At 62.5% G+C, this 14,316-nt stretch carries 9 protein-coding genes; 1 reads left to right on the plus strand and 8 read right to left on the minus strand.

The annotated features are described in order from the left end of the window. The first annotated feature begins 489 nt into the window (after positions 1-489). On the plus strand, positions 490-3,078 hold the full coding sequence (locus F6X62_RS22595) for an RHS repeat-associated core domain-containing protein (protein WP_178117583.1): 2,589 nt from the start codon (positions 490-492) through the stop codon (positions 3,076-3,078). A gap of 5 nt (positions 3,079-3,083) precedes the next feature. Here the strand turns inward: F6X62_RS22595 and F6X62_RS22600 are convergent, their stop codons facing one another. The 8 genes from F6X62_RS22600 to F6X62_RS22635 form a co-directional block, all read right to left on the minus strand. After that, positions 3,084-4,487, minus strand: a complete 1,404-nt coding sequence (locus tag F6X62_RS22600) for a heavy metal sensor histidine kinase (protein ID WP_153774760.1) — start codon at positions 4,485-4,487, stop codon at positions 3,084-3,086. Next, positions 4,462-5,136, minus strand: coding sequence for a heavy metal response regulator transcription factor (locus F6X62_RS22605; protein ID WP_063546106.1), 675 nt, complete (start codon positions 5,134-5,136; stop codon positions 4,462-4,464). Before F6X62_RS22605 ends, F6X62_RS22600 begins: the two co-directional genes overlap by 26 nt. 9 nt (positions 5,137-5,145) lie before the next feature. Beyond that, positions 5,146-8,235 (minus strand): multidrug efflux RND transporter permease subunit, encoded by a 3,090-nt coding sequence (locus F6X62_RS22610; RefSeq protein WP_153774761.1) that lies wholly within the window; start codon positions 8,233-8,235, stop codon positions 5,146-5,148. Then, a complete protein-coding gene (locus F6X62_RS22615; RefSeq protein ID WP_153774762.1) occupies positions 8,232-9,395 on the minus strand; it encodes an efflux RND transporter periplasmic adaptor subunit in 1,164 nt (387 codons plus the stop codon). Before F6X62_RS22615 ends, F6X62_RS22610 begins: the two co-directional genes overlap by 4 nt. Before the next feature lie 477 nt (positions 9,396-9,872). Then, a complete protein-coding gene (locus F6X62_RS22620) occupies positions 9,873-10,607 on the minus strand; it encodes a YkgJ family cysteine cluster protein (protein ID WP_153774763.1) in 735 nt (244 codons plus the stop codon). Further along, positions 10,604-10,915 (minus strand): hypothetical protein, encoded by a 312-nt coding sequence (locus F6X62_RS22625; RefSeq protein WP_153774764.1) that lies wholly within the window; start codon positions 10,913-10,915, stop codon positions 10,604-10,606. The genes F6X62_RS22620 and F6X62_RS22625 overlap by 4 nt, the downstream gene beginning before the upstream one ends. A gap of 90 nt (positions 10,916-11,005) precedes the next feature. Then, a complete protein-coding gene (locus F6X62_RS22630; protein WP_054892508.1) occupies positions 11,006-11,905 on the minus strand; it encodes a chemotaxis protein in 900 nt (299 codons plus the stop codon). A 103-nt stretch (positions 11,906-12,008) separates the two neighbouring features. Beyond that, entirely contained in the window at positions 12,009-14,036 is a 2,028-nt protein-coding gene (locus F6X62_RS22635; RefSeq protein ID WP_178117584.1) for an autotransporter outer membrane beta-barrel domain-containing protein, read from the minus strand. Between the last annotated feature and the right edge of the window lie 280 nt (positions 14,037-14,316).

Below are 14,316 nucleotides of genomic sequence, written 5' to 3' on the forward strand. Positions count from 1 at the left end.
AAAGCCTTGATACTCGGTGATGCTGCGTTGAAAACAGCCTGGTGCGCCAGCCCGGTCGGAATGCTCATTTACAACCCGTAAAGTCGAGCGCGCTCCGACCGTTCCTCGGCCGTTTTCGCCTTGCCTGACCTTCGTCTCAAGACTTTTCATACAGAGCCTAGAAAGCTTGCGTGGCAAATTTCGGGACGGCTTTGAGTCGCGAACCTATCATTTTTGCCAGGTGACAGGCGGCCCGTCAGGTCAGATGCTTCGCGCATCGCTTCTATTTACCTCGAACCGCAGCGCAGGCACCACATGGCAACGCGTACGCCCCGTCAAATGCGAGCACAGTCAGCTGCTCTGCATGCCGGAACGCCGACAGTCATCAGCCCTTTCCGGACATTGACGCTTTACCGGGCGGTGCACACCTCTGGTGTTGCGTCGCGCCTACTGATTGAGCGTACGGTCAAGGACCGGTTTGCCCGGGCAAAGCGAATCTTCGGGGCTCGAATGCTGGACAATGAGGCCACTGGCAATGCCGACGCGGTGACGATCACGCTCCTTGAGGGGCGCCCTCTGTCATTACATACCGCAGACGGCGATCTTTCCCTGCGTTTTATGGACAGCGCCGGGCGCCCGCTGTGGTCGCTCAATGCCCAGCAGACGGTGACTGCGATGAGTTACGAAGCAGCGTTGCTCGGTGGGCGGCCACTGGCGTTGAAGGAGATGGCTGCCGGTGCTGCGTCAGGTCGTGCACGTGAATGCTATCGCTATGCGCCTGCGGGAGAGACGTACTGGCAGGCCCGCAATCTCTCCGGACGTTTGCGCGAATCCTGTAACAACGCAGGCATCGACCGATCGCTCAGTCAGTCATTGACTGGCCAATCTCTGGCGTCCGAGCAATGTCTCTTGAAGGTTGAAATAGAAGAACCGGATTGGTCTCGTACCACAGAAGAAGATGTCGAGGCCCCTCTGGAAGTCCTGAATCAGCTCGATGCCACAGGCGCCCTGCTGAGTACCACTCATGCCGCCGGTGTCACTATCGTCGAAATGTATGGAATCAGCGGCGCACGGGAGCAGACCCGGGTTCGATACATGAAGGGTGGCAAGGTCGAGGAAGTCGCCACCTTGCGCGATGCTCGCTATGCCGCAGACTCCAGATTGCTGGAGCAAACCGCGGGTAACGGCGTCGTGGACCGCTATGAATATGACCCCCGAATCCTTCGTCTCAAGCGACATCTGACCGCTCGCCCAGTGGGTCATCCTCTGGGCGGTCTGGTCATCAGTGACCTGCATTACGAGCACGATCCAGTCGGCAACATCCTCAGCCTCGATGACCAGGGCGCAGACCCTGAGTGGCACAACAACCTGCAGGCCACGGGGCTTCGGCAATATACTTACGACACGCTGAACCGCCTGGTGTCGGCAACCGGACGGGAGCGCGTGCCTGCGGCTCGGCATCATCCCTCATCAGGCAATCGCAGTGACCCGAGTGCAGGCCAGGTGTGGGCGCCCTACATAGAAGAGTATTCCTACGATGATGGGAACAATCTTTGGCGGATCTGGCATAACGCAGGCGCAGGTCAGCGCACGGTCAAGCTTGACGTGGCGCTGGGCAGCAATCGTGCCGTCATGAAAGGGCAAGGGCCTACGCCTGAGGCGGGCTTTCTGCCTGGAGGGTTGCAGAAACAATTAGGCGATGGCAGGACTGTACACTGGCATGCGGACAACCAGCTCAAGGCTGTCACCCTTATCAGGCGCAACCATGAAGACGATGACGGTGAACGCTATCATTATGCGGATGGAAGTCGACGGACCCGCAAAGCGCTTTCGGTAAAAGTCGGTGGTGGCAGGCAGACGACCTTGACCACGTACACCCACGCTTTCGAGCTGCGCCAGCGATCGTTGGGCGGTGGGTCCGAGCCCCAGCGTCGTGTGGTGATCACGCCGGTAGGCACTGCTCGTTTGGTGATGAACCAACACAATGGCGAAGCGCAACTGCGTTTCGGCTTCAGCGATCATTTGAACAGTTCGGGCGGTGAGACGGACGCTGCTGGCAAGGTCATCGTGCGTGAGGAATATGCGCCCTATGGTGGGGCGGTTGGTGAAGATGAACCCGCAACCGAAATCGACAACTTGACGCGACGAACGCTGCGCCATGCGGGCAAGGAGCGAGATGCGACGGGCTTGTATTTTTACGGTTGGCGCTATTACCAACCGGAAGTCGGACGCTGGTTGAGTGCGGATCCGGGCGGCACGTTGGATGGCGTAAATTTATTTCGTGTGGCTAGGAACTCGCCTGTGACGTTCCACGATGCCGATGGCCAGTACCCAGTTGATCCCAATGAGCTTATTAACCAGATACTGCCAGGTTATCCCTCTACGCCTGAGGTGGTCGCACGCTTGAATGAGAGAACCGCTAACGACGATGTGATGGATTCTGAAATTGAACATATGGAGTACACCACAAGGCCCGGTGTGCTCTCCCAATATAAAAAGGGGCCGGGTAGGTTTAGATTCGAAAACGAGTTCAGGCCTCATGTGTGGGTATTCAAGGAGAATTTCAGAAACCCGGCGCAAGGAACCTATGCTTCTACTGTAACCCTTGAGCAATATAGAAAAGTTTCCCAAGCCCACGGATTTTTTGGGGAATTGCCAAAAACCCTATTGCGCTGGGATGTGATTAATGAGGATGCAATTTCCGCAGTGACGACCACGCCAGAAGATTTGCGTTTGCCTCCCGAACAGAGAAAGCATGAGCTTGCCAAGCGCTTTTTAAATAGTTCCGGTAATGGGCGGCATACCCAGAGAGTAGTGGATGCACTTGGCATGGCGGTTACCGATGTTGAAGTACATCAAGCCGTCAGAGATCAGAAGCGCAAGCTTGACATGCTGGTCATCGCTATCCACGTAGAGCCAAAAGTTACTCACTCAGCGGAAGATGATGCTTTCAGAGTCGAATTGGAGAGGGGCATGGCGCGATTCCAGCGCCAGAGTAATAGGCACTGGCTTTCAAGAAAATACCATGCAATTCGTTACTTCTTCAGTGACTGGTTGCGTCAGTCAGGAACACGGGGGATCAGGGCACAGACAACGTAGCGTAATCAGTCAGCGCTTGATGTATGCCTGCCCGGCAAGCGGATGCCAAAGGTATTTGAACCCGCCACACTGCGCACGAAAACTTCGCCGCCATGCATCAGCGCAATCGCCTTGACGATCGCCAACCCTAATCCATGGTTGCCGCCGCCACTGTTGCTGCGCGCGGCGTCCACCCGATAGAACCGCTCGAACAGTAGCGGCAGGTGCGCATCATCGATAGCCGGCCCGGGGTTGCTCACGGCGATGCTGACCTGTTCAAGGCCTGTCTCGATATGAACATGAATGACCTGATGCGGCGCCGTATGCTGCACGGCGTTGTTCAGCAAATTGATCAGCGCCCGGCGCAGTTGGGCCTTCTCGATCGGGGCCTGGGCATCACCGCTGACCGTGACGCTGACCTGGGCGTCTTCGAGGATGTAGTCCAGGTAGTCGAGGGTCGTGGCCACTTCCTCGGCCAGCGAGGACTGGGTCAGGGCGGTGGCCTTGCTGCCCTGATCGGCGCTGGCGAGAAACAGCATGTCGTTGATGATGCTGCGCAGGCGCTCCAGCTCTTCCAGGTTCGATTGCAGCACTTCGAAGTAGTGCTCGGCGCTGCGCCCACGGGTCAGGGCCACTTGGGTCTGTCCGATCAGGTTGGTCAGCGGCGAGCGCAGTTCGTGGGCAACGTCGGCGTTGAAGGCTTCGAGCCGTGAATAAGCCTGGCTGACCCGGTCGAGCGCGGCGTTGAAGGCCTCGGCAAACTGCGCCAGCTCCGGCGGTAAGTCCTGGGTGCGCAGCCGTCCGTCCAGGCGCGGTGGGGCCAGCGCCTGGGCTTCTGCCGACAGCGCCAGCAGTGGGCGCAGGCCGATGCGTGCGACCCAGTAGGCCAACAGCGAGGCCAGCAGCACACCGAGTACGGCCAGGCCGACAATGGCCACCAGCAGGCTGTGCTGGGCCTGCCAGAAGGTTTGGGTGTCGATACCGATCATGAAACGTACCGCCGGCCGTTCACCCAGTGCCGGCAGTTGGCTGACCAGGATCTTGAACGGGTAGGGGTTGTCGGCCAGGCGCAGGTCGCGCATGCCTTCCGGGCCCTGGGCGAAGCGGCGCAACTGTTCGTTGGGGTGGCCGTACTCGAAGCGCGGGTCATCGCTGACCACCCAGAAGCGGATGCGCCGGTCTTCTTCGGCCAGCAGGTTGAGTTTGTTGTGGATCTTCGCCCAGTGTTCCAGGGTGCCGAAGCGGTTGAGAGTGGACTCCAGCACGCTGAATCGCGCATCCAGCTCCGCTGCCGGCAGCAGGTCGAGGCTGCGGTCGACCTGGCGGTACAACGCACTGCCGATCAGCACGAACACCGCCAGCGCCACCAGCGTGAACAGCAGCGACAGGCGCAGGGCCAGGGAGTTAGCCCGCACGGTTTTCCAGGACATAGCCCATGCCTCGAATGGTGTGCAGCAGCTTGTTGTCGAACGGCCCGTCGAGCTTGGCGCGCAGGCGCTTGATCGCGACCTCGACAACATTGGCGTCGCTGTCGAAATTGATGTCCCAGACCAGCTCGGCGATGGCGGTCTTGGACAGGATCTCGCCCTGGCGCCGGGCCAGCACGCTGAGCAGCGAGAACTCCTTGGCGGTCAGCTCCAGACGCTGGCCCGCGCGGCTGGCCTTGCGCGCCATCAGGTCGATCCACAGGTCGGCGACCTGGATCTGCAGCGGCTCGTGGCTGGTGCTGCGACGGGTCAGGGCCTGCAGGCGGGCGACCAGTTCGAGGAAGGAGAACGGCTTGCCCAGGTAATCGTCGGCACCTTCGCGCAGGCCATGAATGCGGTCCTCGACCCGCTCGCGGGCGGTGAGCATGATCACCGGCGTCTGCTTGCGCGCACGCAGGGCGCGCAGCACGCCGTAGCCATCCAGGCCCGGGAGCATGACGTCGAGCACGATCACCGCGTAGTCGCCTTCGAGCGCCAGGTGCAGGCCATCGATGCCATCGCGGGCCAGGTCGACGGTGAAGCCCTGCTCGGTCAGGCCACGATGCAGGTAGTCGGCGGTTTTTTCTTCGTCTTCGACGATCAGCACACGCATGGGTTTGTCTCAACTGGCAGTCGCGGCCGCGTTGGCGACCTTGCGGCGGTGGAACAGGCGTTCCAGGGCCAAGTATATGACGGGGGTGGTGAACAGCGTCAGCGCCTGGCTGACCAGCAGGCCGCCGACCACCGCGATGCCCAGCGGTTGGCGCAGCTCGGCACCGGCTCCGAAGCCGAACATCAGCGGCACAGCGCCGAGCAGGGCAGCGAGGGTGGTCATGATGATCGGCCGGAAGCGCGTCAGGCAGGCTTGGTGGATCGCCTGCTCGGGCGTCATGCCCTGGGTGCGCTGGGCATCGAGGGCGAAGTCGATGAGCAGGATGCCATTCTTCTTGACGATACCGATCAGCAGCACGATGCCGATCAGGCCCATGATGGTGAAGTCCTGGCCCATGGCCCAGAGCAGGATCAGTGCACCAAGCCCCGCCGAGGGCAGGGTGGAGATGATCGTCAGCGGGTGCACGAAGCTCTCGTAGAGCACACCGAGGATGATGTACACCGCCACCAGTGCGGCGAGGATCAGCCACGGCTGGCTCGACAGCGAACTCTGGAACGCCTGTGCCGCGCCCTGGAAACTGCCGACGATGGCGTCGGGCATGCCCAGCTCGCGCTGGGTCTGTTCGAGGATGCGCACCGCATCACCCAGGGCCACGCCGGGGGCGAGGTTGAACGACAGGTTGGCGGCCGGGAACAGGCCGTCGTGGGCGATCGACAGCGGGCCGGTGCTGGGCGGTGCGACATGGGCCAGGGCCGACAGCGGCACCATCTCGCCCGACAACGGCGAGCGCAGGTAGAAGTAGTTAAGGCTCTCGGCCTTGCCGCGCTGGCGGGCGTCGAGTTCGAGGATCACCTTGTACTGGTTGGTCTCGGTCTGGAACTCGCTGATCTGGCGCTGGCCGAAGGCGTCGTACAACGCCTGGTCGACGTCGGTGGTGGTCAGGCCGAAGCGTGCGGCGGCCTGGCGGTCGATGTCGATGTGGGTGACGCTGGCGCCCAGTTGCAGGTCGTTGGACAGGTCGCGCAATGCCGGGTTTTCCCGCAGGCGTTCGGTCAGGCGCTGGGTCCACAGGTTCAGGGCCACGCCATCGTTGCTCTTGAGCACGTACTGGTACTGGGTGCGCGACGGGCCGGAGCTGAGGTTGATGTCCTGGCCGGCGCGCAGGTACAGGACGATGCCGGGCACCTGGGCGAGTTTCGGGCGCAGGCGGTCGATCAGTTCGCTGGCTGATACATCGCGCTCGCCGCGGGGCTTGAGACTGATCCAGAAGCGGCCGTTGGCGATGGTCTGGTTGCTGCCGGTGACCCCGACGGAATGGGAGAAGGCGCGCACCGCAGGGTCGGCTTCGATGATCTTTGCCAGGGCCTTGTGTTTTTCGATCATCGCCGGGTACGACACGTCGGCGGCGGCCTCGCTGGTGCCGAGGATGAAGCCGGTGTCCTGCAGCGGGAAGAAACCCTTGGGGATGGCGACATAGCCGACCACTGCCAGCGCCAGGGTCAGGCCGAACACACCCAGCGTCAGGCGCTGGTGAGCGAGGGCGCGATCCAGGCCCTTTTCGTACCAGCGCAACAGACGCTGGCCGAAGCCGTCGTGGTGTTCCTGCGGCGGTTTGCGCATGAACAGCGCACAGAGGGTCGGGGCCAGGGTCAGCGATACCACCACCGAAATCAGGATGGTCGAGGTCGCGGTCAGGGCGAACTCCTTGAACAGCCGCCCGACCACGCCGCCCATGAACAGCAGCGGAATGAACGCGGCGATCAGCGAGAAGCTGATCGAGATCACCGTGAAGCCGATCTCCCCGGCGCCCTTTATCGCCGCCGTGCGGCTGTCATCGCCGGCTTCCAGGTGACGGTGGATGTTTTCCACCACCACGATGGCGTCGTCGACCACGAAGCCCACGGCGATGACGATGGCCACCAGCGTGAGGTTGTTGAGACTGAAGCCTGCCACGTACATCAGTGCACAACTGGCGATCAGCGATACCCCCAGCACGCTGGAGACGACCAGGGTTGCCGACCACTGGCGCAGGAACAGCGCCATCACCCCAATCACCAGTACCACCGCGATCATCAGCGTCAGTTCCACTTCATGCAGCGAGGCGCGGATGGTCTGGGTGCGGTCGTTGAGTACCGACACCTCCACCGAGGCCGGCAGCATTTCCTGCAAGCGCGGCAGGGCGTCGAGCACGCGATCCACGGTGTCGACGATGTTGGCACCGGGCTGGCGGAAGATCACCAGATTCAGCCCAGGTTTGTCCCCGGACCAGGATTTGACATAGGCGTTCTCGGCGCCTTCGATCACTTTGGCCACGTCCTGCAGGCGTACCGGGGCGCCGTTGCGGTAGCTGACGATGAGCTGGGCGTAGTCTTCGGGGTGGAACAACTGATCGTTGGCGGCGATGGTCGAGACACTGTGTTCGCCGTACAGCGCACCCTTGGCCAGGTTCAGGCTGGTCTGCTGGATGGCCTGGCGGATATCGGCCAATGTCAGGCCGATGGCTGCGAGCTTCTCAGGCTGCGCCTGCACGCGGATCGCGGGGCGCAGTTGGCCGGTGATGTTGATCAGGCCGACCCCGTCGATCTGGCTGAGCTGGCGCGCCAGCAGGGTTTCGGCATAGTCGCTGAGTTCGTTGCCGGGCATCTGCTCGGAGCTGACGGTCAGCACCAGCACGGGGCTGTCGGCCGGGTTGACCTTGCGCCAGGTCGGTGGGCTGGGCAGGTCCTGCGGCAGGCGCGCAGTAGCAGTGTTGATCGCGGCCTGAACTTCCTGGGCGGCGGTGTCGATGTTCTTGTCGAGGGTGAACTGCAGGATCAGCGTGGTCGAGCCCAGGGCGCTGCTGCTGGTCATCTGGGTCATGCCGGGGATGGCGCTGAACTGCACCTCCAGCGGCGTCGCCACCGACGACGCCATGGTTTCCGGGCTGGCGCCGGGAAGCTGTGCGGTGACCTGGATGGTCGGGAAATCTGCCTCGGGTAACGGCGCCACCGGCAGGCGCGGAAAGGCGATGGCCCCCAGCAGCACCAGGGCGAAGGTCAGCAGCAGGGTGGCGATGGGGTGGTCGATGCACCAGGCCGAAACGCCTTTGCGGGTGATCATGGCTGGCTCCGGCGGTCAGCCACTTCGGGGCTGGCGGGCACGTCGGGGGCAACCTCGACCCGTGCCCCGGGCTTGAGGCGCGACTGGCCGTCGAGCACCAGGCGATCACCGGCCTTGACCCCGGCGACGATGTTCAGGTCGCTGTCCTGGTAGAGCACCTTGACCGGTACGCTGGCGACCTTGTCGCCATCGAGGCGGTAGACGTAATGACCATCGACGCCGCGCTGCACTACCGGTGGCGGCACCACCAGCGCCTGCTCATCGACAGCGGTGCGCAGGCGGATGGTCACCAGTTGGCCGGGCCACAGCAGGCCATCCTTGTTGTCGAACTCGGCCTTGATGCGCACGGTGCCGGTGTTGGCCGAGATCTGGTTATCGATCAGCGCCAGATGGCCCTGGCCGAGCAGGCTGCGTTCGCCGTCGGCGTCCATGTAAGCCTCGACCAGCGCCGGCGAGGGCGCTTTGAGCAGGGTCTGCAGAGTCGGCAGCATCTGCTGGGGCAGGGCGAACTCGACGGCGATCGGGTCGATCTGGGTGACGCTGAACAGACCCTGGGTGTCGCTGCTGCGCACCAGGTTACCGGGGTCGACATTGCGAATGCCGACGCGACCGGTCACCGGTGAGCGGATCTGCGTGTACGACAGCTGCACTTCGGCATTGGCGATGGCCGCCTGGTTGCCCTTGACCGTGGCCTGGAGTTGATTCACCAGCGCCTGTTGCTGGTCGAGGGTCTGCTTCGAGACACCGTCGTCGCTGCTCAACAGGCGGTAGCGCTTGAGGTCGACACCGGCCACTTGCAACTGGGCCTGGCTCTGGCCGAGCTGGGCGCGGGCCTGCTCAAGGCTGGCACGGATCGCGCGGTCGTCGAGGGTGGCGAGCAGATCGCCTTCCTTGACCCATTGGCCCTCCTTGACCAGCACCTGGTTGAGGATGCCCTCGACCTGCGGGCGTACATCGACGCTGTGCAGCGACAGCACCGAGCCGATGGCGCTGGCAAAGCGCGGCACGTCCTGCTGGGTGACGCTGACCACTCTCACCGGCACGGCGTTTTGCGCGCGTGGGGCAGGCGTGTCCTGGCGCAGGCGCAGCCAACCGGTCAAGGCGATCAGCAGGAGGATGGCCAGGGCGGCGAGGACGAGGGGGCGGGAGGGACGTCGCATCGGGGCTGGTACCGGTCAGTGGGAGAGGGCTGGAAACCGTGCTGGCGTCTCGCGGCTCCAGACTTTTGTCAGGTTCTTTTCTGCTTATAGCCCGCCGATCGGGTCGGCAACGTGACGTCTGGCTGACAGCGCTGACAGTTTCCAATCATTGATGGCCAGTTGCCAAGGAATTGAGCTGGACCAGTGCTCGTCCGGGATTTGCCCTGGAGTCGAACGCCAACGTTGGAGGTGAGGCGCCGCAGATTCCAGCCCAGTGCGATACCTATAAGAGCAACTGTCTGGTTCAAAATCTGAAGGTCAGCCCAATCCCTGTGGGAGCGGCGGTTCGGCGCCCCGATTTACCCGCGAAAAAGACACCGCGCTGCCTGGCACGGGCTACGCCCGTGTTCGCGGGGCAAGTCGCAGCGGCGAACCGCCGCTCCCACAGGGATTGGGCTGGCTTCTAGATTTTGAGCCAGACAGTTGCTCCACACGCACTCAGAACCCGATAAAGGCGTAGTACACCGGCGCTTCGCCGGTCGTCAGCAGCCCATGCCCCTGCAGCCCGTCGGCCAGTTCGGCATCTTGCACATGGACAGTCCATGGCACGTGCGCTTGATCGCTCACCTGATCCAACGCCGCGAGAAACGCCTGCATGTCTGGCAGCCAGGCGGTAAAACCGTTGCCCTTGAGCGCGCTGGTGGTCATGCCCAGCGCCTGGCAGACGGCAACCTTGGCGGCGATGTCGTCGCGGTCGGCCTGGCGCGAGGCTTCGATCAGTGCGGCCAGTTGCGGGTCGACGGCCCTGTTGCCGACGATCAGTTGCGGGCCTTGTTGCCAGGCTTCGGGTGGGCAATCCTTGGCTTCGACGCGCAGAGGCAGGTGCGGGTTGACCTCGGCCGGATAGATACGACAGACCAGCGGGCGTGTTTCATAGATGCCGCACAGGTTGTTGGCATCCAGGTTGCGACAGCGCCCTGGATTGAAGGCCGCGAAGGTCACCGAGACCCGCACCTCTGCACTCCCGCAAGGCACGGCGAGCGAACGGCGCAGCACATGATCGCGTTGCTCGACCGGCATGCCCGGTCCATCGGTGATGAAGCCTTCGATCAGCACCACGACCTGGCCGCCACTGGCAGCCCACTGGCGGGACTCGGCGAGCGTGAGGGGTACGTGGTGGCCGGTGCAGCACTTGCCGCAGCCGGTGCAGGCGAAACGAATGCCGTCGCTCACTTGGCGCCTGGCTTCCATTCGGTGACGTAGGCTTGCTGCTGGGCGCGGTCGTACAAGCACAGTTCGGTGCCTGTCTGGTTCTTCATGGATTTTGGCTTGTACACGCCTTCGATCAGCAGGGCGCTGTAGGCGGTGCGGTCGTCGAATTCGGCGGGCTTGCCCAGGGCGTGGGCGTCCTTGAACTGGCTGGCGGCCAGGCAGCGCTTGACCATCTGCTGGCGGTACTCGTTCCAGGCGTCGGGGCTGGAGGCCTGGGCAAGACCACTGGTCATGACGAGGGCAATCAGGGCAATGCGAAGAAGGGTCATAAGCGGTACCGGCAAGAAAACCTCGGAAGGGGAGTGATTATGCCCGAGTCCTCCCCACCATCAAGTGAAGGCATTGTGTCGCCAGATGTATCAGCGCTCGGCGAACCCGACCGCTCGCGCCGCGACGACGAGGCAGTCGGTCAGCTCGGGCGAGGAGAACTTGGTGAGAATCGCGTTGGCGCCTGCGACCTTGGCTTTTTCGGCGCTCATGGCGCTGTCCAGCGAGGTGTGCAGCAGCACGTAGAGGTGCTTGAAGTCCGGGGTCTCGCGCACGGTGCGGGTGAAGGCGTAGCCGTCCATCTCGGACATTTCGATGTCCGACACCACGATGTTGATTTCCTGGGCGGTGCCCTGCAGCTCCAGCAGGACGTTGATCGCATCCTTGGCGCTGCGCGCGGTATGGCATTCGACGCCGAGGTGGCGAAGGGTGTGCACCGATTGCTGCAGCGCCACCTGGCTGTCGTCCACCACCAGGATGTTGGCGGCGGCCAGCAGGCTGGCGTCTTCTGCGCTGAGCTCGCCGGGATGCGTTTCAGGTTCCGGCGGGGCGATGCCGTGGATGACTTTCTCGATGTCCAGCACCTGTACCAGCGTATTGTCGACCCGGGTCACGCCGGTGATGAAGGAGCGGTTGCCCGAGCCGTAGGGCGGTGGCTTGATGTCGGTGCTCAGGCAATGGACGATGCGGCTGACCGCCTGCACGTGCAGGCCCTGGCGGGTGCGGCTGATGTCGGTGACGATCAGGCAGCCACCGTCCGGGTCGGCCAACGGCATTTCGCCGATCGCCCGCGACAGGTCGATCACCGACAGCGAGTTGCCGCGCAGGGTCGCTACGCCTTTGACGTGGGGATGCGACTCGGGAAGCTTGGTCAGGGGCGGACAGGGGATGATCTCGCTGACCTTGAGCAGGTTGATAGCCATCAGCTTGCCGCTGCGCAGGGTGAACAGCAGCAGGGACAGCGAGTCCGCGCGGGCATTTTGCGTGGCCATGGATAACCTTCGGGCATGTCGGAAAAGGGAGTGGATGCCGGGTTATCGGCCTTTGCCGTTCAGGCTTTAGGCAAAAAAAGAGGGCCTCGCGGCCCTCGAAAGATTACCAGTTGTAACGCACACCCAGGTTCACTCCCCACGGTTGTTCGATGTTGTTGCCTTTCATGTAGTCGAAGCCTGCATTCACCTGCACGGTGTCGGTCACCTGCGCGGCCACACCGGCACCGAGTTCGATGCGGCTGCCCGAGAGGTCGTTGTCGAACTTGTTGCCGTTGACCTTGACCTGATTGTTGCGGGCGAACTCGTGGGCTGCTGCGACCTTCACGTAGGGCTGCACGAAGCCGCCTTTATCCAGAGGGAAGGTACGGCCGACATGGCTACCGACCTTGCCCAGCAAGGAATCGGCATTGGCGGCGCTGGCGCGCATGCCGTTGTCCAGGTTGTAGCTGGCACCGTCGACCCACAGCGTCGACACCTGGGTATACGGTTCGACGAACCAGCCGTCGTCCAGCTTGATGTGCTTGCCCACTTCGACCGAGGCGCCAATGCCGTTGTTGTTGTATTCGCCCTTGGCCTTGCGGCCATCGCTCATGCGCACGTCAGATGTGTTCTGGAAGCGGTTGGCCTTGATCAATGCATCGACGTACAGGCCATCGTCCGCCAACCAGGTGCTGTAAACACCGATATGGAAGCTGTCGACCTTGCCGCTGGTGCCACCGGACAGGTCCAGGTCAGAGCGGCTGTAGCCACCGGTCACCCCCAGCAGCCACTGGCCGCTGCTCGACGGCAGCGGCGCGTCGGCACCGAACGAAATGCCCTGCTGTACCTGGTCATAGGCGGCACCGGCGCCGGCAGACACCTTGTACTTGTTGCCGTAGGTGCGCATCCAGCCGCCACCCTGGGTGTTGCCGTTGCGCAGTTCACCCATGCGCGAGCGCAGGGTGGTTGCTTCGCCGTACCATACGGTAGGTGCGGCGCTGAACAGACCGGTGACTGTGCGTGTGCCTGGGGTGGTGGTATCGCCCTTGCGCACCAGGAACCAGTCGTCGCCGCGCTGTTCCAGTTCGTAGGCAAAGGTACCGAAGTCCACTTGGCCGCCGATCAGGTCGAACTGCGAGGTGCTGCCCTCGCCGGTGTGCACGACCTGATGGTCGATCACTGCGGCGTTCGGATCGGTGCCGGTGTTTTCCACCAGCAGGTGATGCTCACCGCTGGCCTTGCCGCTGACATCGACGAGGTCGCCCTGGCCGGTACTCAGGTCGGCGCCGAGGACAAAGGTGCCCGAACCAGACAGCTCGCCGAGTTCAAGACGGTTGAGGCCTGCGCTGCCTTCGACGCCGCGCAGGTTCACGGTTCCGCCCTCGAGGTTCAGCTTGTCGACACTGGAGTCACCGGTCAGGGTCCAGATCGAGGTGCCGTCCAGAGCCAGTGAACTGGCGTTGGTGATGGTGCCGGTGAGGCTGGCGTGGTTGGCCAGGGCCAGGTCAAGATGAGAACCATCGTCCACCACGATGTTTCCATCGAGCTGGCTGTTGTTCACCGACACATCGGCAGTGGCCTGGTCTGCCACTTCCAGAATGACACCGTTGCCACCGATCAAGACCGAGCCGTTGTCGATCTGGATATTGACCTTCTCCTCTGTCCGATCCCTCGTCACCTTGATAGCGCTGCCTTCACGCCCGATGACGGTAGACCTGTCGAGTAAAAGATTGGACTCCTTGTTGGCCGCGCCAGTGGTCGCAGAAAAAATCACGATGCCATTGTTGTCGCCGCTGACCACGCTGTTTTCACGAATCCTGGCGTTCGCGCCTGCCACTACTACGCCAACACCTCCAGGGATCAGGTCCGCCCCTGGGGTTCCGGCCAGACCTTCCACTTGCGTATTGCTCAAATCCAGCAGGGCGTCGTTGGTTACATTGATCCCTCTGGCTATTCCCGAAACGAAACTGTTGCTGATGCGGGCACTCGAGGCTTGTTCAAAACCCGAGAGACGTATGCCGAAGGCCTGAGCGTTAGGGCGCGCAGGATCGAGCTTGGCGATGATGCTGCTGGCGTCGATGACGGTATGGCTGTTGTAGAGCGTGATTGCGTTACTACCAACAGCGTTTACGCTGGCACCGTCGATATTCACCTGAGCATGATTGAATGCCGTGATGGCGGCAGTGGATGCTCCGGGTCGTACGCTGAGGGTCGCACCCACGTGGACGAGGTAGGAATATTCTGGAAAACCAGGGCTGACAATGAAGCGAGTCCCTGCCGGGACACTCCATTGTTCAGCTGTTGATACCAGGGGAACTATTGCCAGGCCTAGCGTGGCGAGGCGCAGTGATACAACAGTGGGCTTCATGATGAGACTCGGCCGGAATTGAAGGGCCGATATTTAATGCGTACGGATACCTGGAGGGATGCAG

The sequence above is a fragment of the Pseudomonas sp. MNR3A genome (assembly GCF_009650575.1).
Lineage (GTDB): Bacteria > Pseudomonadota > Gammaproteobacteria > Pseudomonadales > Pseudomonadaceae > Aquipseudomonas > Aquipseudomonas machongensis.